Source organism: Microbulbifer mixtoriginis (SeqCode) (assembly GCF_052467515.1).
The window spans coordinates 1,150,001-1,171,589 of record NZ_CP174314.1 but is presented as its reverse complement, the minus strand read 5'-3'; the positions used below and the strand labels follow the sequence as shown (position 1 = coordinate 1,171,589).

18 protein-coding genes, 2 rRNA genes and 1 riboswitch (1 of these 21 only partly in view) are annotated in these 21,589 nt (G+C 48.6%); of the genes, 6 read left to right on the top strand and 14 right to left on the bottom strand.

Annotated elements, in window-relative coordinates; all coding sequences use genetic code 11:
- Positions 1–109: 109 nt before the first annotated feature.
- The 3 genes from ACJJIT_RS04995 to ACJJIT_RS04985 form a co-directional block, all read right to left on the bottom strand.
- On the bottom strand, positions 110–490 hold the full coding sequence (locus ACJJIT_RS04995) for a hypothetical protein (RefSeq protein WP_444900166.1): 381 nt from the start codon (positions 488–490) through the stop codon (positions 110–112).
- A gap of 108 nt (positions 491–598) precedes the next feature.
- Positions 599–2,578: an acetoacetate--CoA ligase gene (locus ACJJIT_RS04990; RefSeq protein ID WP_444900165.1), complete on the bottom strand. Its 1,980-nt coding sequence runs from the start codon at positions 2,576–2,578 to the stop codon at positions 599–601.
- 127 nt (positions 2,579–2,705) lie between these two features.
- Complete coding sequence (locus tag ACJJIT_RS04985; RefSeq protein WP_444900164.1) at positions 2,706–3,767, bottom strand: AMP-binding protein; 1,062 nt, start codon at positions 3,765–3,767, stop codon at positions 2,706–2,708.
- 158 nt (positions 3,768–3,925) lie between these two features.
- On the opposite strand from ACJJIT_RS04985, the gene ACJJIT_RS04980 reads away from it, so the two are divergent.
- Complete coding sequence (locus tag ACJJIT_RS04980; protein WP_444900163.1) at positions 3,926–4,807, top strand: LysR substrate-binding domain-containing protein; 882 nt, start codon at positions 3,926–3,928, stop codon at positions 4,805–4,807.
- A 37-nt stretch (positions 4,808–4,844) separates the two neighbouring features.
- On the opposite strand, the gene ACJJIT_RS04975 is transcribed toward ACJJIT_RS04980, so the two are convergent.
- The 7 genes from ACJJIT_RS04975 to thiC form a co-directional block, all read right to left on the bottom strand.
- A complete protein-coding gene (locus tag ACJJIT_RS04975) occupies positions 4,845–5,318 on the bottom strand; it encodes a Dps family protein (RefSeq protein ID WP_252082742.1) in 474 nt (157 codons plus the stop codon).
- Between the two features lie 342 nt (positions 5,319–5,660).
- Positions 5,661–6,410 carry a HesA/MoeB/ThiF family protein gene (locus ACJJIT_RS04970; RefSeq protein ID WP_444900162.1) on the bottom strand — a complete coding sequence of 250 codons (750 nt, stop codon included), beginning with the start codon at positions 6,408–6,410 and terminating at the stop codon, positions 5,661–5,663.
- Positions 6,404–7,957, bottom strand: coding sequence for a thiamine phosphate synthase (thiE, locus tag ACJJIT_RS04965; protein ID WP_444900161.1), 1,554 nt, complete (start codon positions 7,955–7,957; stop codon positions 6,404–6,406). The genes ACJJIT_RS04970 and thiE overlap by 7 nt, the downstream gene beginning before the upstream one ends.
- 8 nt (positions 7,958–7,965) lie before the next feature.
- Complete coding sequence (locus tag ACJJIT_RS04960) at positions 7,966–8,772, bottom strand: thiazole synthase (protein ID WP_444900160.1); 807 nt, start codon at positions 8,770–8,772, stop codon at positions 7,966–7,968.
- 2 nt (positions 8,773–8,774) lie between these two features.
- On the bottom strand, positions 8,775–8,975 hold the full coding sequence (gene thiS / locus ACJJIT_RS04955) for a sulfur carrier protein ThiS (RefSeq protein ID WP_108734077.1): 201 nt from the start codon (positions 8,973–8,975) through the stop codon (positions 8,775–8,777).
- Positions 8,975–10,051 carry a glycine oxidase ThiO gene (gene thiO / locus ACJJIT_RS04950; RefSeq protein ID WP_444900159.1) on the bottom strand — a complete coding sequence of 359 codons (1,077 nt, stop codon included), beginning with the start codon at positions 10,049–10,051 and terminating at the stop codon, positions 8,975–8,977. Before thiO ends, thiS begins: the two co-directional genes overlap by 1 nt.
- 106 nt (positions 10,052–10,157) lie before the next feature.
- The gene (gene thiC / locus ACJJIT_RS04945; protein ID WP_444900158.1) at positions 10,158–12,068 is read right to left on the bottom strand and encodes a phosphomethylpyrimidine synthase ThiC; all 1,911 of its coding nucleotides are present in this window, start codon (positions 12,066–12,068) and stop codon (positions 10,158–10,160) included.
- Between the two features lie 85 nt (positions 12,069–12,153).
- Positions 12,154–12,252: riboswitch (TPP riboswitch) on the bottom strand.
- A 273-nt stretch (positions 12,253–12,525) separates the two neighbouring features.
- Here thiC and ACJJIT_RS04940 point away from each other — a divergent pair.
- On the top strand, positions 12,526–13,452 hold the full coding sequence (locus ACJJIT_RS04940; RefSeq protein WP_444884140.1) for an SGNH/GDSL hydrolase family protein: 927 nt from the start codon (positions 12,526–12,528) through the stop codon (positions 13,450–13,452).
- Positions 13,453–13,530: 78 nt separating this feature from the next.
- On the opposite strand, the gene ACJJIT_RS04935 is transcribed toward ACJJIT_RS04940, so the two are convergent.
- Positions 13,531–15,099: a thioredoxin domain-containing protein gene (locus tag ACJJIT_RS04935; protein ID WP_444900157.1), complete on the bottom strand. Its 1,569-nt coding sequence runs from the start codon at positions 15,097–15,099 to the stop codon at positions 13,531–13,533.
- Between the two features lie 420 nt (positions 15,100–15,519).
- Here ACJJIT_RS04935 and ACJJIT_RS04930 point away from each other — a divergent pair, with 420 nt between their 5' ends.
- From ACJJIT_RS04930 to ACJJIT_RS04915, 4 genes are all read left to right on the top strand, one after another.
- A complete protein-coding gene (locus tag ACJJIT_RS04930) occupies positions 15,520–15,654 on the top strand; it encodes a thiamine pyrophosphate-binding protein (protein WP_444900893.1) in 135 nt (44 codons plus the stop codon).
- An 18-nt stretch (positions 15,655–15,672) separates the two neighbouring features.
- Entirely contained in the window at positions 15,673–15,906 is a 234-nt protein-coding gene (locus ACJJIT_RS04925) for a hypothetical protein (protein WP_444900156.1), read from the top strand.
- A gap of 66 nt (positions 15,907–15,972) precedes the next feature.
- Positions 15,973–16,242, top strand: a complete 270-nt coding sequence (locus ACJJIT_RS04920; protein WP_444900892.1) for a hypothetical protein — start codon at positions 15,973–15,975, stop codon at positions 16,240–16,242.
- Between the two features lie 260 nt (positions 16,243–16,502).
- Positions 16,503–16,706, top strand: coding sequence for a thiamine pyrophosphate-dependent enzyme (locus ACJJIT_RS04915; protein WP_444900891.1), 204 nt, complete (start codon positions 16,503–16,505; stop codon positions 16,704–16,706).
- 430 nt (positions 16,707–17,136) lie between these two features.
- Here ACJJIT_RS04915 and ACJJIT_RS04910 read toward each other — a convergent pair whose 3' ends face one another.
- The 3 genes from ACJJIT_RS04910 to ACJJIT_RS04900 all read right to left on the bottom strand — a co-directional run.
- A complete protein-coding gene (locus ACJJIT_RS04910; RefSeq protein ID WP_444900155.1) occupies positions 17,137–19,347 on the bottom strand; it encodes a hypothetical protein in 2,211 nt (736 codons plus the stop codon).
- A gap of 720 nt (positions 19,348–20,067) precedes the next feature.
- A 5S ribosomal RNA gene (gene rrf, locus ACJJIT_RS04905) occupies positions 20,068–20,183 on the bottom strand.
- A gap of 203 nt (positions 20,184–20,386) precedes the next feature.
- Positions 20,387–21,589 (bottom strand): 23S ribosomal RNA (locus tag ACJJIT_RS04900) (it continues 1,678 nt past the right edge of the window).

The window sequence follows — 21,589 nt, the reverse complement described above, 5'->3', positions numbered from 1 at the left end:
CACACCTGATAATGACCCGGTACAGATATTGCCCGGGTAGAGTTTGCCGACGAGAAACGAAATAGCTAATAGACCCGTTTTAATCGCCGGCCGAGAGAAAGCAAATGGTTTATGGCTGGCTGCTAGTGCTCGGGCTGCCAAGTAACGGATTACAGTCTTTAATAATCACCCGCCCCTCGAGAATATTGCCCTTGGAGTATTCAGTAAAAATACATTGATTGGTTTTGGGGTCGTAGTTCTCGATCCAGAGGTTATCCTCTTTCCAGGTGGCGCCAATATGCCGGAAACCGTCAGGTACAGAAATACGCATCACACCACCGAAGCGTTTTACAAAGACCTGTTCATAGTGGAAGTAATAAGCCAGCCAGCCTGCAAAGAAGAAAACTGCAGCCACAATGGCGCCAATTTTCAAGCTGCCCATGCGGCTGCCAGCAAAGAGGGAGAGAATAACCAGAGCGATAACCGCTGCCCAGTAGAGATAGGTAACCATACTTGCTCTTCTGCCTTGAATTTATTGGTATTACTACAGGGCAAGGGTAGCGCAGAACCGAGTCAAACAAAATGACGCCCGTCTACGCGCCCTCCCCCCTTAATCTCTTTAGTCTTCCGCCAAGGCTGGCAAATTTTCATAGAGTGCCAGAGCCTCTGGGTTGGCGAGGGCTTCTATATTCTTAACCTCCTTACCATGCACGACATTGCGAACCGCCAACTCAACAATTTTTCCACTAATAGTACGCGGAACATCGGCCACCTGAATCACCTTGGCGGGTACGTGGCGCGGGGTCGTATTAGCGCGAATGGTGGAGCGGATTCTCTGCACTAGATCATCATTCAGCTCTACGCCCTCGCGCAACACCACAAACAGTACAACCCGTACATCGTCTTGCCACTGCTGACCGATACAGATGCTATCAAGCACCTCCTCAACTTTCTCTACCTGGCGATAGATCTCGGCAGTACCAATACGCACGCCACCGGGATTCAGTACCGCATCGGAACGACCGTAAATAATCACTCCTCCATGGGTAGTAATTTCTGCATAGTCGCCGTGTGCCCAAACTCCCGGCCAATTTTCGAAGTAGGCGCTGTTATATTTCGCCCCATCGGGATCATTCCAGAAACCGATCGGCATACAAGGGAAAGATTTGGCACACACGAGCTCCCCCTTCTCTGAAGTTACCGGCTTGCCATCGTCATTCCAGACTTCCACAGCCATGCCCAATCCTCGACACTGAAGTTCTCCCGCATAAACTGGCAACGCAGGGTTACCCAAGGCAAAGCAGGAAATAATATCCGTGCCTCCAGAAATAGAAGACAGGCACAGATCCTCCTTTATATCTCGGTAGACATATAGAAAGCCTTCATGAGCCAGTGGCGAGCCTGTAGACAGTACCGCGCGCAGCTTCTCCAATTTGTGGCTTTCGCGGGGCTTACAGCCGCTCTTTTCCAAGGCGGCGATATACTTGGCACTGGTGCCAAATACGCTGATGCCCTCCTCATCCGCCATATCCCACAAGCCCCTAGCCTCTGGATAGAAGGGAGAGCCATCGAACAACACCAGGGTTGCACCACAAGCCAAGCCACTTACCAGCCAGTTCCACATCATCCAGCCGCAAGTAGTGAAGTAGAATAAGGAATCCTCACGACGCAAGTCGCAGTGCAGGCGATGCTCCTTCAGGTGTTGAAGCAAGGTGCCGCCCACCCCGTGCACAATGCACTTCGGCACCCCAGTAGTCCCTGAGGAATACATGATGTATAGGGGGTGATCGAAAGCAGTCTGAACAAAGGTAAGCTCGCGCTCAGGCGCTGTGGCTTCGAACTCCTGTAGCAACACCGCTTTATCCAGCGGCTCTGCTGCTAGTACCTGAGCCACTTTTTCCTGCGAGCGGGCAACTGGCACTACCACCAGTTTCTCGATCGAGTCGATACGGGCCACTATCTCGCGCAATCGCGGCAGGGAATCGATCACTTTGCCGTTGTAGAAATAACCTTCGCAGGCGATCAGCACCTTCGGTTCTACCTGGCCGAAACGATCAAACACGCCATTGATACCAAAATCCGGCGAACAGGAAGTCCATATAGCGCCAAGACTGGTGGTTGCCAGCATCGCCACTACGGTATCGATCACATTGGGCATAAAGCCAGCTACACGATCCCCTTCGGATATGCCCTGATTGGCCAGGGCTGAAGCCAAGCGTTCTACCCGACCGTACAGCTGCGCGTAGCTGAGCTGGCGGCGGCTGCCATTCTCCAGGCGCTCAACCAAAGCCGTCTTATCGTCGCGGTAGCGCAGCAGGTTTTCGGCAAAATTGAGTCGTGCACCGGGGAACCACTCAGCACCCGGCATGTTGTCGCGGCCCAAGATCTCTTCTCCACGCGCACTAGCCCGCACTTCACAGAAATCCCATAAGTCGCTCCAGAAGACCTCACGCTCTTCTACAGACCACTGGTAAAGCGCACTGTAGTCTTCAAGCTGCAGCTGGTGTTTCACATTAACCAGGCGACGGAACTCATCCATCTGGGTGGCGGCTACGGCCTTGGGGCTCGGTTGCCAAAGGGCTTGTGCGTTGTCCTTCATCTCAGCAGACCTTGTAGATTCATTATTCTCGGTGATTGTTTGACCTTCGCCAGGGCGAAAGCGGCAATCATGCCTTGCCCGACAACTTTAAACTATTTTAATCTTTCGATGGTTTATTAAATAAAACTTAACATTCATAGAATGCATCCGGAGCCATAGTGAGCGCCACCATTAAACAGCTTCGCGCCTTCGTTGTTGTAGCCCGAAGCCACAGTCTGGCGCAGGCCAGTGCCCAGTTACACACTTCCCAGCCGGCGCTCTCCGTGGCTATCCGCAATCTGGAAGAGGCCGCTGGAGGGCCTCTATTTAGTCGCGATAGCCGCCAACTGGTCCTGACCCCAGTAGTCCCTGAGGAATACATGATGTATAGGGGGTGATCGAAAGCAGTCTGAACAAAGGTAAGCTCGCGCTCAGGCGCTGTGGCTTCGAACTCCTGTAGCAACACCGCTTTATCCAGCGGCTCTGCTGCTAGTACCTGAGCCACTTTTTCCTGCGAGCGGGCAACTGGCACTACCACCAGTTTCTCGATCGAGTCGATACGGGCCACTATCTCGCGCAATCGCGGCAGGGAATCGATCACTTTGCCGTTGTAGAAATAACCTTCGCAGGCGATCAGCACCTTCGGTTCTACCTGGCCGAAACGATCAAACACGCCATTGATACCAAAATCCGGCGAACAGGAAGTCCATATAGCGCCAAGACTGGTGGTTGCCAGCATCGCCACTACGGTATCGATCACATTGGGCATAAAGCCAGCTACACGATCCCCTTCGGATATGCCCTGATTGGCCAGGGCTGAAGCCAAGCGTTCTACCCGACCGTACAGCTGCGCGTAGCTGAGCTGGCGGCGGCTGCCATTCTCCAGGCGCTCAACCAAAGCCGTCTTATCGTCGCGGTAGCGCAGCAGGTTTTCGGCAAAATTGAGTCGTGCACCGGGGAACCACTCAGCACCCGGCATGTTGTCGCGGCCCAAGATCTCTTCTCCACGCGCACTAGCCCGCACTTCACAGAAATCCCATAAGTCGCTCCAGAAGACCTCACGCTCTTCTACAGACCACTGGTAAAGCGCACTGTAGTCTTCAAGCTGCAGCTGGTGTTTCACATTAACCAGGCGACGGAACTCATCCATCTGGGTGGCGGCTACGGCCTTGGGGCTCGGTTGCCAAAGGGCTTGTGCGTTGTCCTTCATCTCAGCAGACCTTGTAGATTCATTATTCTCGGTGATTGTTTGACCTTCGCCAGGGCGAAAGCGGCAATCATGCCTTGCCCGACAACTTTAAACTATTTTAATCTTTCGATGGTTTATTAAATAAAACTTAACATTCATAGAATGCATCCGGAGCCATAGTGAGCGCCACCATTAAACAGCTTCGCGCCTTCGTTGTTGTAGCCCGAAGCCACAGTCTGGCGCAGGCCAGTGCCCAGTTACACACTTCCCAGCCGGCGCTCTCCGTGGCTATCCGCAATCTGGAAGAGGCCGCTGGAGGGCCTCTATTTAGTCGCGATAGCCGCCAACTGGTCCTGACCCCAGAAGGGCGTGAGTTCCTGGTTCGTGCGGAGCAACTACTTAACAGCTGGGATCAATCACTGGATGCTATACAGCAGCGCTTCCGCCTGGAACGTGGACAACTGCAACTGGCAGTTATCCCCGCTTTCGCCTTAAACCGAGTACCCACTCTATTAGCTAACTTTCACCTGACATATCCACAAATCAATATTGTGCTGGAAGATGTGGTTATGGAGCGGGTTGTAGAATCTGTACAGGAGGGACGCGCGGAGCTGGGCATTAGCTTTCGCCCGGACGAACTGGGTGGAATGGAGTTCGCACCCATTGAACACGACCGTTTTATCGCAATAATGCCCGAAGAGCACATATTGGCGGAAAAGAAGGCCGTACGCTGGCGCGACTTGGCCGCTCATCCTTTTATATCGATGAACCGTGGATCGGCAGTGCGACGCTGGACGGATACTGCCTTCGACCAGTGTGGACAAGCTGCTCAATATAGTTGTGAAGCTAACCAGCTTAGTACTATCGGGCAGCTGGTCAGAGCGGGCTTGGGAATCAGTGCTGTACCAAGCCTTTGTGAGGCACAAATGCGAGAGTACGGTTTAATCTGCTTGCCTCTTACCGCGCCGGCGGTAATGCAAGAAGTTGGCGCACTATTTAAAAGCCGCGGTAACCTCTCTGCACCCGCCAGCGCTTTCCTGGAATTACTCACCGGGCAATAGTCACTACAGAATAGTCATTTACCCAGAGTGCCAGTAACTATTTACTACTGGTAGCGCGCAGCATCCAGGCAGTTTTTTCATGCACACGCATACGGTCAGATACCAGGGCAATAGTCGATTCATCCTCGCCCTTTTGCGCGGCCTTTAATACATCGCGACAAGTTTTTATTACCTGCTCATGGCCCTTGGTGAGAATTTTCACCATATCTTCTGCTGCGGGAACTTCTACAACTTCTTCAATAGAACTCAGCTGTCCAAAAGCCTGATAGGTGCCCGGTGCAGAAACACCCAAAGTGCGAATTCGCTCTGCAATGTCATCTACCGCCGTAGCCAGCTCGTTGTACTGCTCCTCAAACATCAGGTGTAGTTCACGAAAAAATGGCCCGGTAACATTCCAATGGAAGTTGTGCGTTTGCAGGTATAGAGTGTAGCTATCCGCCAGCAAGTGCTTGAGGCCGCCAGCAATCTTTTCCCTATCCTTTTCACTAATACCAATATCAATTTTTTTCATTAAACAAATCCTTCTTCCAAGACTTTGCCACCGAAATGGTTACACTCCCATTCTGATAGTTTTATGGTTTTACCACAAGCTATCGGGTTGATAGCTTATCTATATAGCCGAGCCAAGTTTATAAGACACTAAAAAGACAAACATATTTACCCTGGCAACTAACTCGGAACATGCCTTGAATCTAGCGGTATCCTGCCCTGGAACAACTGTGTGTCCAAACTGAAAAGTTAATTAATCCGCCAAAAAGGAAAAATAAATAAAACATGTTGGTTATGCATACACTTATAGTGCTAGCACTGTATCAATCTACGGAAAGAAAAATTTAAGAGAAAACAAAGTTAGCTAGGTATTACAAACCGGGCAATTACTATGACTCGGCAGCTGCAAAGTTTGCAGAGCTAAGGTTTCCGTCTCGATTAAGTGCAATTTATTCAAGCTCGATACCGGCAAATCCATCAGGTACTTCATGGCCTCCAGAGCCTGCATACTGCCAACGACCCCCAACGCAGGACCGATCACCCCTGCTGTAGCGCAGTTCTGGACTTCAGTCTGCTCCTGGGGCGGAAATAGACAGGCATAACAGGGGCCTTTTCCTTCAGAAAAATCAAAACTAATCAGCTGGCCGGAAAACCCCTGCACCGATGCCATTACCACCGGACACCCGGACTGATAACAAACCCGGTTGATCGTATGGCGGATTTCCAGGTTATCAGTGCAGTCCAACACCAGATCCACCTGTTTTATCCGTTCACGCAGCCAGGATTCATTCGCCATTTGGTTGTGGGGGTGAATGCGAATAGTTGGATTGGCTGCAGCCAATTGTTGTGCAGCCACCATGGCTTTGGATTTTCCCTGGTGATTGGTTTTGTACAAAACCTGGCGCTGTAAATTGGAGAGATCGATATGATCACCGTCTACCAGGTGCAGCTCTCCAATACCGGCTGCGGCCAGATACATCGCCGCCGGGCTGCCGAGCCCACCTAAACCAACAATCATAATTCGAGCAGAAGACAGCTTTTTCTGTCCCTCTTCACCCACTTGGGGCAACATTATCTGGCGACTGTAACGCTGTAATTCCTTACTACTTAACATGGCTCTACTTCCGCATGCTTTCCTTTCAACAGGACATTAAAATCGGCAACCGCCTGCTTGTAATCTTCCGCTTTAGTAATAGCGCTGACCACGGCGATACTGCCAACACCGCTAGCAATAACCTCACTGGCCCGTTGCATATTAATACCACCAATTGCCACGAGTGGATAATCGGGCAATAGTGCTGCCATTCGCGCGAGTTTCTGCACGCCCTGCAACTGATCCGACATATCCTTGGTGTTGGTCGCATAAATTGCACCCATCGCCAGGTAGCTGGGGCGATAACGGTAGGCCAACAGTAATTCATAGAAGCCGTGGGTACTGATACCCAGTTTTAATCCTGCCGCTTGAATTGCTCTGAGATCAGCAGATTGCAAATCCTCCTGGCCCAAATGCACACCGTAGGCGCCGCACTCAATCGCCAACTGCCAGTAATCATTGATAAACAGGCGCAGGTTATACGTCCTGCCAATAGCCACTGCACGCTCAATCTGTGCGCGCAGATCCCCACCCGGATTCTTTATTCGCAACTGTAAAGTACGCACCCCCAGCTCAGCCAGGCGCTGCAACCACTCCACTGTATCCACTACCGGATATAAACCCAATGCTTGAGAGTCTGTTTGGGCAAACCCTTGAAAAAGAGGCTGGGCCGCACCAAAGCCATAATCCGACGCACGCTCTTCTCCGGGCAGTAGAATCTCCGGGAAGTCGATTAAATCCAGGGGCCAGCCACAGTGGCCTACAGGTCCAGCACCAGCGCCGATGTGTGCATTATTTCCCCGGCGCAAACCCCGCTGAACATAGGCTTTACCCACAACGCAGGCATCTCGCAACGGGTAGCCCAAAGCGCGGCAAGCGGCAATAGCGGAGGATAGGGTGCAGCCAGTGCCATGTGTGCCTGTACTGGACACCTCCCGGCCAATAAACCAATCGGCTTTTTCACCATCCCACAGTAAGTCGGCAACTTCTCCCGCACGCAATTGCGTATGGCCGCCGGTAACTAAAATTGCGGTACCGCCGTGAGCGTGCAACTGACGCGCAGCCTGCACAATAGATTCCGCACCCGTGACACTGGCTCCGGTAAGCCATTCCAATTCATGTAAATTGGGAGTGGCCAGATCACACTGTGGCATCAACTGAGCCAACACCGTTGCGGTAATATTCCCTTCAGTGAGCCCGGCTCCGTTGGTAGCAACAGCAACCGGATCGTAAATAACCGGAACCGGCTGCACCGCTTTCAGCTGGCGCAAGAAATCTGCCACCGCAACAACTTGTTCAGCATTCGCTAGCAGACCGATTTTAATTGCGGCAGGAAATAGATCCCGCTGTAAGGCCCGCAATTGTGAAACTAAGACCTCTAGGGAAACTGCATTAATTGCAGTAACTTCCACCGTATTCTGTGCGGTATTGGCCGTGATAGCACTGCAACCATGGCAGCCGAGGTCTGCAAAAGTCAGCAGGTCCGCCTGAATGCCGGCGCCACCGCCGGAGTCACTGCCGGCAATGGTCCAGACAATTGGCTTTTTCAATTGGAGTTGATCGCGCATAAAAAATACTAATCCTGCAATATGCTCTCTGCCTGCTGCCAGAAAGGCATATCTAGGGTGGGGGTGCTGGGGCTGGCAGTTTGACGCCTGAGCATCAAGCCGGCATTAAAGGCGGCGCGCCCGGATTCCACAGCCAATTTAAAAGCATTAGCCATCAGTACCGGATCCTGGGCTTTTGCAATCGCGGTATTCAATAACACCGCATCAAAGCCCATCTCCAGTGCTTCTGCCGCCTGTGATGGCGCACCGATTCCGGCGTCAATAATAAGCGGTACATCACTCAGGCGCTCGCGCAGTGTTTGCAGGTTATATTTATTGAGCAGTCCCTGCCCGGTACCGATGGGAGCCCCCCAGGGCATTAATACCTCGCAACCCACATCCAATAGTTTTCGACACAGAACCAGGTCATCCGTGCAATAAGGCAAAACCTTGAAGCCTAACTGAATTAATTCCCGCGCAGCTTCTACCAGACCAAAGGGGTCTGGCTGCAAATTGTAATCATCACCAATCACTTCCAGCTTGAGCCAATCGGTCTGGAAAATTTCCTGGGACATTTTTGCCAGCTCCACCGCTTCTCGCGGCGATTTACAACCGGCGGTATTGGGCAACAACTGACAACCGGACTCGCGAATATAATTCCAAAATCGATTGTCCTGCTGCTGTGCCGGATTTTGCCGGCGAAGAGACAAAGTAATAATTTCCGAAGCTGAGGCTTGCACGGATTCGCGCATAATCGCTGGGGAGGGATACAGGGCGGTGCCCACCAAAAGCCGGCTGTTAAATGTTTTTCCGTAAAGTGTTAATAGATCGCTCACCTTTACCCCCCCACTACCGGAGCAACAATATCCAGGCTATCGCCGTTATTTATCTGTGTATTGCTATATTCCGTACGGGGAATAAATCCACCGTTGATCGCAACGGCAAACGTTTCTCCGCGATAGCCGAGCTGCTGTAAAAGCGCAGAGAGTTTTAGCGGGGATTCAAGGCTCTGTGTTTCCCCATTAATTAGTACCTGCATCAAACCACCTGTAACAGTTGTTGTGCCACTTGATTCTCCACTTGCTCCACTACTGCCGGTGCTAAAAGATAACCGTGACGGTAAAGGCCATTCACCCTAATCAGCCCATCCTCGCTGTGGATATAAGGCATATTATCCATAGTGGCGGGGCGACAATTTACGCGGGTCTCAACAATACGAGCCTCGGCAAAAGCCGGGTTGAGGGAGTAAAGCGCGGAAGAGAGTTCCATACTGGAGCGCACGGAAATGGGCGACAGATCTTCGCTCTCAATTTCTGTGGCGCCGATTACAGTGCGTCCATCGCTACGGGGTACAGCGTAGAGCTTATAGCGTGGGTGGAGCAGGCGCACTGGACGCTGCAAAACCACTTCCCGGGATTCCACCACCATCACCTCACCACGGACACCACGTAAGCCTTCAATCTGCCCCTTGGCACCGAGACCACGGCAGTCGATCACGCAATCAAATTGTTCGCGCTCCGAGTTCACAGAGATATACCCGGCTTCGCAAGTTGCCTTGCTGTGCTCTCGCAGAGTGACTGCACCTCGGTGCAATACGCTGAGTAACGCGGGCAATAGGCGGTGATTATTGATATCCGCCTCACCCCGCAGGTAAAGCCCTTGTTCAAAGCCATGTAAGCAAGGCTCTAATTTCGCTAAAGTATTGCTATCGAGGGGCTGCACCTGCACCCTGGCAGACTCGCCAAGCTTACCCTGTAGTTCCCGCAGGAATTGCAGCAGCTCACTTCTGTCCTTGCCGTGAGCCACCAGGACTGAGCCCGCCCTGCGGTATTCCACGTCCTGCCCGCTCTGCTCCTCCAGCTGACGGGCCCACTCAGGCCAAAGCTCAAGGCTTTTTAACCCCAGGCTATAAATGTGTTTGTTAGTGTGTACCAGCTCCGATAAAGGCGAGATCATTCCCGCAGCTGTCCAACAGGCTCCGCCTTTTGATTCCGATAAGTTACCGGCCTCAAACAGGGTGATATCTACATCAAGCTGGCAGAGCCTCCAGGCGAGTAATCGCCCCAACAGGCCGCCACCGGCAATAGCCACCTTAGCTTTAGTTTTGTTTGACACAGCTTACCTATCTTCACAATTCCAATTGGATACCAGCGATAGCAAGCTCCTTTTACATCACTGTATTTCTAATATGTTGGGGGAGTTACCCTCCCCCAACACCCGATCAGCCCTTGTGATAAATCTCGCTGCCCATATCCTTAAATTTAACTGCCATCTCTTCCATCCCGCGTTCCGCCTCCTGTTTGGCTGCGTAATCGCGCACATCCTGGGTAATCTTCATAGAACAGAATTTAGGCCCACACATGGAGCAGAAATGCGCTACCTTGCCGGATTCCTTCGGCAGGGTTTCATCGTGATAAGAGCGTGCGCGCTCCGGGTCCAAACCGAGATTGAATTGGTCTTCCCAGCGAAATTCAAAGCGGGCTTTTGACAGGGCGTCATCGCGCTTCTGTGCCCGCGGATGCCCTTTGGCCAAGTCTGCGGCATGAGCCGCAATCTTATAGGCCATCAGACCTTCTTTAACATCCTCTTTATTGGGTAGGCCCAGGTGCTCTTTGGGGGTCACATAGCAGAGCATGGCGCAACCGTAAGTGCCGATAAGTGCAGCGCCGATGCCGGAAGTAATGTGGTCGTAGCCTGGAGCAATATCCGTGGTCAATGGACCTAGAGTGTAGAAAGGTGCGCCGTGGCAGTGCTTCAGCTGCTCATCCATATTTTCTTTGATCTTATGGATAGCCACATGACCGGGGCCTTCGATCATCGTCTGAACATCGTGCTTCCAGGCAACTTCGGTTAATTCACCAAGCGTATACAGCTCACCGAACTGAGCTTCATCATTGGCATCGGCAATAGAGCCCGGACGCAGGCCATCACCAAGGCTAAAGCTCACATCATAAGCTTTCATAATCTCGCAGATTTCCTCAAAGTGGGTATAGAGGAAATTCTCCTTGTGATGAGCGAGACACCATTTCGCCATGATGGAACCACCACGAGACACTATCCCGGTCATTCTTTTGGCTGTGAGTGGTACATAGCGCAAGAGCACGCCGGCATGAATAGTGAAATAATCCACTCCCTGTTCCGCTTGCTCAATCAAGGTATCTCGGAAAACATCCCAGTTGAGGTCTTCAGCAATTCCATTTACTTTTTCCAATGCTTGGTAAATGGGTACGGTACCAATGGGGACTGGTGAGTTGCGCAGAATCCACTCGCGAGTTTCGTGGATATTGGCTCCGGTAGACAGATCCATTACCGTATCTGCCCCCCACTTGGTAGACCAAACCAGTTTTTCCACTTCCTCTTCAATGGAAGAAGTCACAGCGGAATTGCCGATATTTGCATTCACCTTACACAGAAAGTTGCGCCCGATAATCATCGGCTCCACTTCCGGGTGATTAATATTCGCTGGGATAATTGCGCGTCCTTCTGCAACTTCCCTACGAACAAATTCCGGCGTGATTTGTTCCGGGATGTAAATACCATCACGTGCTTTTTGGTATTCACTCTCACTCATCTCCGCCGCTAACTTTACGCGTCCCATATTTTCGCGGACTGCGACAAACTCCATCTCCGGCGTGATAACGCCACGGCGGGCATAGTGCATTTGCGATACATTACTTCCCGGCTTAGCTCGGCGCGGACTGGGAAGCTTTTCGAAGCGAATGTGGTCCAGCCCCTGGGCCGCCATACGCTGCTGACTATAGGCCGCCTGGCGGGAGTCCAGCTGCTCAGTATCTCCTCGTGCCTCTATCCAGCCTTTGCGTAGCTTGGGCAGACCTTGGCGTACATCGACTTTAAAATTGGGCTCTGAATATGGCCCGGAGGTATCGTATACGGTGAGAGGCACGTTGGGTTCTAAAATAGGGTTATCGGCATCCCCACCTACCACACTATCCCCAAGACAAATCTGGCGAGCGCCAACCTGGATACCAGGGGTTTCACCAGGCAAAAACACCTTGCGCGAATTGGGAAAAGACTGAACCGTGAGATTCTCAAGAAATTCTTTAGCGGAATCGCGACTGGCAGCGCGGGAGGACTTTCCGGCTTTACCGGATTGTTCAATGATCTCAGACATGCGTAACCTTAAAACTTGGGAATTTAAAGGTCGCAGCATCCAGGGCAGTTACAAAGAGAAAAGACGCCAAAATGTAAAAAAACAGGCGACTTCAGATCTTGTTCCCTACGCGGGGGTTACCCCGATCAGGTTCAACGGATCTCGCAACAGCGATCTCAGCCCACAGGCACTCCGACAAGTAATGCGCAGTATAGAGGAAGCCATCGAATATGAATAGGTGGTCTATCAAAGAGCCGTATCTAGGTCTAACAACAACCATCATTTGAAGTGAAACCAAAATCACTTAATGTTCTCGACGACAGAATTTCAACATGCTTCAACTTATTAAAATCTGACCAACCAGTCTAGCGCATTCACAGTAGCACCTCTCACCCACCAACCTAAACTCCTCAGGTTCACCGATATAGCTTTAAAACAATAACTATCTACGACGAAAGTCGGTGTGGGAGAAATCACAATGTGGAAAAGATACGGAGTTATAGCAGTCTTTTTTTTAAGTGTTATGTCGCTGCCATCAGTGATGGCAGCCCCGTCAAAATCTGTCGCTGCAGGAGACAGCATTACCATGGCATTCGGTGCAGACTGTACACGCAATAAGTATTTTTGGGACCTATTTTGTCTCCTAGGTGGAGATCAACCGGAACACTCTTGGTTTGATGGTGACAATAATTCTGTAGAAAGTATTTACGATAGATATAAAATTATTTCACCCAATATCGCTGCAAATAAAAAAGCGGCTGAATCCGGTGCCGAGATGCGTGGAGGTAATAAGAATTTTGCAGTGCAGGCCGATCGAATTTTGGCTCAAACCAATGTGGCAGATCATGTTGAAATCGTTCTTGGCGGGAATGACATCTGCAACCGAGATTGTGCCGATCCAGCCAACTGTAATAACCCACTATATACCGACAATGAATGGCGCTCAGCTGTTCAAGCCGGCTTGGATAAACTCGTCGACGGCCTTCCCAATGGCTCCACCATTCTGCTCGGATCTGTACCTAGGGTACAGGATCTTCGTGGAGCAGGCCTGGAAAAGCAGGCGGAAAACTCCCGAGTAGACTGTGAAAACGTTTGGTCAACATTTGGTATCTGCCGAATTGCAACCAACGGCGGTATCATGAACGGAGAGGATTTCACCACCCGCTATAATGCGATTACTGCAGCCCAACGGCGTTACAACGAGATTCTTGCCGAAGAAGCCGAAAGTTACAATGGTGTTAATGGAGTTGAGGTTATAGCGGAATACACTGGTGAAGATGAGGTAAATGCTGGGACTTTCCAGTTTGGAAAGGACGATGTGGGTGGTGGAGACTGTTTCCATCCCAGTGTACAAGGCCAAAATATCGTTGCCGATATCTTTTGGCAGGGTAATCCCGATAAGTAAATAACTTCCCTAATCGGTGAACATTGGGCTCTCTGACTAGAGCTTTCATGAGAGCCCAAGTTTATCTCACAACCTAAACTATTCTCTTTCTGTATTTGAATTTTTCTCAAAGTAGCTAAGCTCTTCAACTACATACTGTATGCGTTGTGGTAGTCCCTTTCTCATAAAGACCACATCAATAAGCTGGCCACTAGAAAGCGCATCCCACAATTTATTTTGACTGCTATGTACCCAACTATCATTCACTCTCAGTAATACATCATTTTCTTGAAAACCCAAGGCAGTGAAGAATTCATTATCTGCGACACCTTCAAGTCGCATCAAATGGTGTCCCTCAACTTCCAATTCGGCCTCGGTAAACTTAGCCTCCAAAGCATCTCGCTGCTCCAAGTGACGACTTAACCAAGCCTGTCCTAGAGTCAGCACACCAGAAGAGGCTATCAACTTACGGGTTCCAGGGCCCAGTGGCTGCTCTATACGTCGTTTCAACTCCTCACTTTGCCCATAAGAGTAGGTGAGTAAAAGCTCAGCGCCCTCTCTCCCCTTTAAGGGTAACTTTTCCAGTCCGCCTCTACTCTCAATCACTGCAAAATTAGAGTGGATACGCAACAATAAAATATTGTCTGAAATTTTTTGCCCCGCGCTGAAATACTCCGCAGTAGCCTCCTTTACTGCAATCAAAGCTTTCGACTTACCATCTACAGTTGATTCGCTAACTCCCAGTAACAATAGGGGCAAGCTGGTAGCCGGTAGATTTCTATCATCAATCGTTTCGCTATCTTTCCATCTATACTTTTCTTTTGATTTTATCCCCATAGATTGCAGTTCTTTATCTACCCAAAAAGCATACTGCTCAAAGTTACGCACCCCTTTCAGATACAACCCATTAATAAAAATGACCGGTACATTTTTAAGACCAAGATCTAGAGCACGATCCCGGGACCCTACTACGGAATCTTTTGGGCTATCACTGGATAAGCAATCTTCAAAAAGATGAATATCTAATTGCAATTGCTTGGCCAACTGAAGGTAAGTATCACTATCAAACTCAGGAGTTAGAACATACAAGGCATCGTGATACTCCCAAAATTTATTCTGCATCGCCGCACAACGCGCTGCAGATGCAGCTTGAATTCCTTCACGATGAAATTTAAGCGGAAAATCAAAGTGCGTTTGACGAACCCAACCATTATAAACCTCCAATAGACGGCGTATTACAGGCTGTATCGCTTTGCAATGTGAGGATTGAAAGGAACAATAGACCACCAAGGTGACTGGAGCATCCTGATTACCCCGAATAAATTTAGAGACTTTGGGCAATAGAATTCGAGGCGGCTCGGGCAACTTCAGATAAACCTCTATATCATCCCTCTTCGAACTAAAATTAGCTTTTTCATTCACCAAGGCATCCAGCCTAGCCAAACGCAAATTATATTTTTGCTCTGCAATATCATAAAAAATCAGCTGTAAATCATTATCCAACTCCTGTAATGTAATATTATTACTGCCAATACGGGCCACCACTTCAGAGCCAACACCTGGTTTAGAACTCCGCAAGCCCTCTTTTCCTTCTTCTGTACACGAAGAAACGACACAGGTAAAAATAACCAATATAATCAGCCGAAATCTCAGTTTAAAATTTTTCATTATAATCCCCTTGTCTTCCATGCCGATCCTAACAAGCTCACGACCTGCAACCTAACAATTACAAAATAAGCGCCAAAATCACCCTAAAACTGGGATCCTTGTTCATTTACCTGTCAGAAATTTCTTTATGGATCTACATCTATCTGGACAGATATGTTTAGCGCCATCACTGATAATACCTTCGACTAACACCTGCAAAACTGATCGACATTTAATGAGAAGCTGGCCAGCTTCCAACTTTTCTTATTTGATGAAAAACAGATCTTAGCTAATGAGTTAGCTATGAATGACATTCCTATTAGTGCTTCAGTATTTTTGATTTCCTGTTTTGAAAATGAAGGGCCTAAATTTATATTTGGAATACCCTCAGAAAAAATATACGCTTTATCGATGTAAAAAAATGGCGCCCTCTTATGATTTATTCTCACTTTATCAGAACAGGCCGCTTTATTTATGACAGTTATGTATGGCCTGGTAACTGGGAACGTCGGTGTCTGCTATGGAGCACTTGGACGAGAAGCTACTAATATGCTAGTGGGAATCGCCGAGACGTAAGCGGATAGCACGCCTCTCGTGCCCATCAATGCTCAAGCTGGTATCGACGGGCTTTTTAAAGAAAAGTATCAATATATTGCTCTAGTAAAGATGCTTGAGCTCATCCCCAAGCCATCAAAGATGATTACAAATCCAGAATCCACTTCCGAGCTGGTACGTGCAGCTTTCAAAAGCTATCAGGAAGATCAGCCAAGGGCCTATTATCTTGTGTGTTCCCGAAGACATTTTAGATATGGCGGCACTCCAAAATAAGTGGCCCTGCTTGTTAATACCAAGCTAAATCCCACCCCTCCAATCGCAAACACCTAAGATACTTAGATTCAATTCTCCGAGGCTCTAAATATGGTTTTCGTCAGCACATTTCATGGAAAGAGCACAATGCCAGAGGAGCATCCAAACTCTCTGGGTGTTATGGTTTACGACTATGCCAATTTTGGTTTTGATTGTGTCGATATTGTTATCTGTGTTGGCTATGAACTGAATGAGACGCCTCCATCCCCCATACTCCTAAATGCAGAAAAAAAATTATCTATAATCATAATTTCCCAGCAGAGGTTGATGCCAACATTTGCCTTAACCGTGATATAGAAGCCAAAATCTTTTTTTTACAAAAGTTGAGCACGCCTGAAAAAGCCAAGCCTGGTCAGTGAAGATTAAAAAATACAAAAACTTCTTTTCAGATAAATTAACAATGGCAAAGCCTCCAATACCTGCCCAATGAAATCCCAAAGGGTGGTCGCAGACTTTCAAGAAGCGATACAAATAGATGATATTGTGCTTTCAGACACCTGCGCAGTGAAAATGTGGATGGCACGCCTACCTAGCCTACAAGCCCAACACCCCTCCTAATTCCTAATAGGCTTGCCATTATGTCCTATGCCCTACCTGATGCTACTGATATCAACCTGGTCCACCCTAAATGCAGAGTACTAGCAGTGATGGGCGATAGCAGCTTTATGATGAATTTTCAAGAAGTTGAAACTGCAATTAGTGAAAGCATTCCCATTATTATGTTAATTTTTGTTGGCAGTAGCTATGGGCTTTTTAGATAGAAAATAGATCTGGAACTCAAGCGCCATTGTCATGTCGACTTCCAGAGTCAAGCAAATTGTTAAAAAGGCCTTGGCAGCCCACACAGTTCCAGTGGTTGCCTGCCCTGTATATTATTCTGAGAATGATAAGTTAACCGATCATTTGAGTGAGCTTGTAAAGTCTATCTGAGCACTTACTTTTAATTTATAAAAGCTTCACAAACTTAGTTGCAAGTAGCGATTACACTTTTACTTAAATATAGCAATCCCTAGAGAAACCAAGTTGCTCCGATTATTATCCACACAGCAAAAGAGTTTCACTACAAAGAATAAAACTGTGATCTACACAAGCCTGAGATTCACTAATCATTAATGAAACCGGGCCACTTATGTGGCCCGGTAATTGTCAAAATCAGCTTAAGAATCTAGATTCTTACCTGATCAGATTAAACTAATTAACAGTACACTTAAACTGCCAAGTCTTAGTAACACCGCTATCCGAATCACCGCCTGGAGCAGGAACATTAACCTCAACTTTCACGTACTCAGAACCTAACTCAGCGTCACTGGGGGCGACGATAGTAAATGCAACCAGTTCCGGGCCAAACTCAATCTCACTAGAGCCGTGACTAACCTCACATTTTTCTGAGTAAGTCTTCACGGTAGTACCCTCAGGCAAGAGCCCGTTGTAAAGGTCAGAAAGATAAAAATAAAGGTAAGTCGCGCCCCCTAAACCAACTTCAACTTCAGGACTGGAAGTATAATTACCATCTAAGGTTCTAAATATTCCGTAGGGTTCACTCCCTGCCACAAGAATTACGAGCTCCTCACTTACATGAACAAGTTCTTTAGAGCAAGTACCATCCGCTTCAGCTGCCTCAGAGCAGCTAAGGCCGTTATAAATACCATTGCCACTATCGTACTTTCCGTTGTCATTCAGTGGGATAAACAGCTCTTCATCACCGGCCTCTTCTGGGCAATTGGGATAGCAACTACCAATACTCCTCGAGTTCCCAAAGGCTCCATCTTCATTGTGATCTAAAAACGCTTCCGGTAAATCTACAAACGTTTCTCCGGTATCATATTGCCCATTACTATTCGCGTCGGTATAACTTTCCTGTCCCAGCGCATAAGCGAGGATAGTAGAGCGGCCGCCATAAGGTTGTCCCAATGGCTGTGGACATGGGTAGCCGCCCATTAGCCCAGTAACCGGACAGGTCGTGTTAAAAATAGTCCGAAGAGAATGCATCACACCATCGTCACCAAGGAATTTATAATCCAGAGGTGCTCGGGGGTTCTGGCTATTCCAATCCACTGAGCAATTCCCATCGACAGTAGTACAGTAGCCGGCAATGCGCCCATACTCAGTTTTAAAAGAAATAGCGGTACCATCAGGAGTCGTATTGTTATCGTCGCCAACCCTAATAGTGATCTCGGAAGTGACACCATCATAGTCATCACCATTCACTCTAAGGACGCTAGCAGATAAAGAAAACGAGTCTTTATCAAGAATGCCTGCTGAGACTACTAAATCACTAGAAAAAGTATAAGAAGTGTTCCCGTTGCTATCAGTAATTGTAGCTTTAACCCGAACCGGCAACGCTACCCTTCCAGCAGAAACCAAAGCAATTACTTCGCCCTCAGCATCGGTCGTTCCGGAACTACTAGCAAGGTTGACGTTTCCCTCTCCCTCTTCCAAAGTGAAGTTAACTTCCACCCCGCTCATTGGCAAGCCATCTTTGCTGAAGACCTGAAAACGTACTTCTGATGTTTCCTTGCCTCCAGAACCTTGGATATTGATTATCTCAGGTTCAGCACTCACAAACTCAATGGAGCCTACCTCTGGAGGCATTACAGTAAGCTGGCCGCTGGCAGATATACTTGGGTAAGCTACTAACGTTGCAGTGATGCTATCCTGACCTTCGCAACCCTCTGCAGTATATGTAGAAGTTGCCTTACCCTCTGTCATAGTAACCGGAGAATCAAGAGTAGCAACGGCTGGTTGGCTCAAACTGCAATTACTGGAAAATTCTACTTGCATCCTTTTGGAGTAAAGGTTGCCATCAGGACCCTGTAAATAGACGCTAACTGGCGTTGTGCCCTTAGAAGATAGGTTCTGAGCAAGAATCTCCAGGGCACCCGACACAAACTGCTGGTTATTATCCAAATAACCAAGCTTCAAAGCAGGCTCTTCGATACTAAATCGTAGTGGCGAGTAGGGTGCCTGGTCTGTACTAACGCTATCGTAGGCAACAACAATCTCACCAACACTGCCGATTTCCTGTCCTTCAACACTCAGTTCCAGAGTAGCGACACCACTGTCATTTGTCTTGACTATGCCACTTTTAGGGCTCAACTCACCCAAGGTTGTTGTAACAGTTACGTTCTCAGAGACAACAAGACCACTATTGTCACTCTTAACCGTCACATGGATACTTACCGGCTCTTCTGGATTGGGGTTTTCAATCAACTCATCCGTATCTAAGTCACGTAGCTCTACAGTAATGCTATAAGAGGGATCTGTTTCTGGTGAAGTTGGATCCGGGGAAGAAGCCCCGTCATCGCTACCGCCACTACCACCACCACAGGCGGCTAGTGAAACTGCAATGGTCAGCAATAGAAACCATCGCGAAATTGATTGGTACAGCGTAAGAATGTGCATCTAACTATCCTTCAATATCTTTAGCGCCCAATGGCAGCAACAGCCATCACTGCCCAAACTGGGTATGTATAGTCTTCCCCGACACGGCTGAATACGTCTTTAACTATCATCGACCACTCGTACAAGTGAGAAGCCTTAACGTGCCTCTATCGTGTTGCGTATAAGAGCAGATAAAAACCCTTCAACCCACAAGAAAAGGCAACGGGCGACTATCCTGAATCGCTATATTAAAATCAAGTTCTTTATGCCTATGTTGTACGACTGTCTCACAAAAATGAGGCCAGGATGAGATTTAGATCAAATAATTTCTTATAAGAACACCAAGCTCAAGTTATTACTTCAGCATAAACAAAGGACAAAGAAAGCTTCATTGATTATCCAGCAACATTATTGAGAGGATAAATTTGGCGGAAGCTTTTAATCTCCCTTTTTTATTTTTAATTCCCAATCGCGATTCGCTGATATTTCTTTCATCCATAAAAAAAGCCCGCCTGCTTAGCAGTCGAACCCTTTGTTATTGTCATGGAAAATAAAATCAAGATCAGATTGATGATCAATACTGGGGTTAAGTTTTAATTTGAAGTATTGCTAGCTTGAACCAGAAGATTGACCAAGCAAATTAAGAACTCAATTTTCTTCAACCCATCTTATCTTTTTCTGTAAATATTTTTACACATAAAAAAAGGGCCACCCTATTGGGTGGCCCTTTTCGGATTAGAAGCCTGACGATGACCTACTCTCACATGGGGAAGCCCCACACTACCATCGGCGATGTTGCGTTTCACTTCTGAGTTCGGCAAGGGATCAGGTGGTTCCACAACTCTATTGTCGTCAGGCAAACTGGCTTGGGTTGGCATTGGTCTTATAAGCAATCTGCTTGGCCTGCCGTGTTATCGCTGTTTGCCTCGGTCTGTTGACCGGCGATAACCCCAAATAAGTCGGTAAAACAATCTGTAGTAATACACCGCAAGCGATCATTGTGTGTCTTTCATTCCACAATCCGCTAGCTTAGCTAGTCGTTAGTAACCATCTCTGTTGTATGGTCAAGCCGCACGGGCAATTAGTACTGGTTAGCTCAACGCCTCACAACGCTTCCACACCCAGCCTATCAACGTGGTAGTCTTCCACGGCCCTTTAGGACTCTCAAGGAGTCAGGGAAATCTAATCTTGAAGGAGGCTTCCCGCTTAGATGCTTTCAGCGGTTATCCCGTCCGAACATAGCTACCGGGCAATGCCACTGGCGTGACAACCCGAACACCAGAGGTTCGTTCACTCCGGTCCTCTCGTACTAGGAGCAACTCTTCTCAAATTTCCAACGCCCACGGCAGATAGGGACCGAACTGTCTCACGACGTTCTAAACCCAGCTCGCGTACCACTTTAAATGGCGAACAGCCATACCCTTGGGACCGGCTTCAGCCCCAGGATGTGATGAGCCGACATCGAGGTGCCAAACACCGCCGTCGATGTGAACTCTTGGGCGGTATCAGCCTGTTATCCCCGGAGTACCTTTTATCCGTTGAGCGATGGCCCTTCCATACAGAACCACCGGATCACTATGACCTACTTTCGTACCTGCTCGACATGTCTGTCTCGCAGTCAAGCGCACTTATACCATTATGCTCATTGCATGATTTCCGACCATGCTGAGTGCACCTTCGTACTCCTCCGTTACTCTTTGGGAGGAGACCGCCCCAGTCAAACTACCCACCATACACTGTCCTCGATCCGGATAACGGACCAGAGTTAGAACCTCAAACATACCAGGGTGGTATTTCAAGGACGGCTCCACAGTAACTAGCGTTACTGCTTCAAAGCCTCCCACCTATCCTACACAAGTAGGCTCAAAGTTCAGTGCAAAGCTGTAGTAAAGGTTCACGGGGTCTTTCCGTCTAGCCGCGGGTACACTGCATCTTAACAGCGATTTCAATTTCACTGAGTCTCTGGTGGAGACAGCGTGGCCATCGTTACGCCATTCGTGCAGGTCGGAACTTACCCGACAAGGAATTTCGCTACCTTAGGACCGTTATAGTTACGGCCGCCGTTTACCGGGGCTTCGATCAAGAGCTTCGCCGAAGCTAACCCCATCAATTAACCTTCCGGCACCGGGCAGGCGTCACACCCTATACGTCCTCTTACGAGTTTGCAGAGTGCTATGTTTTTAATAAACAGTCGCAGCCACCTGGTCACTTCGACCGGCCTCAGCTTAGGGAGCAAGTCCCATCACCAAAACCGGCGTACCTT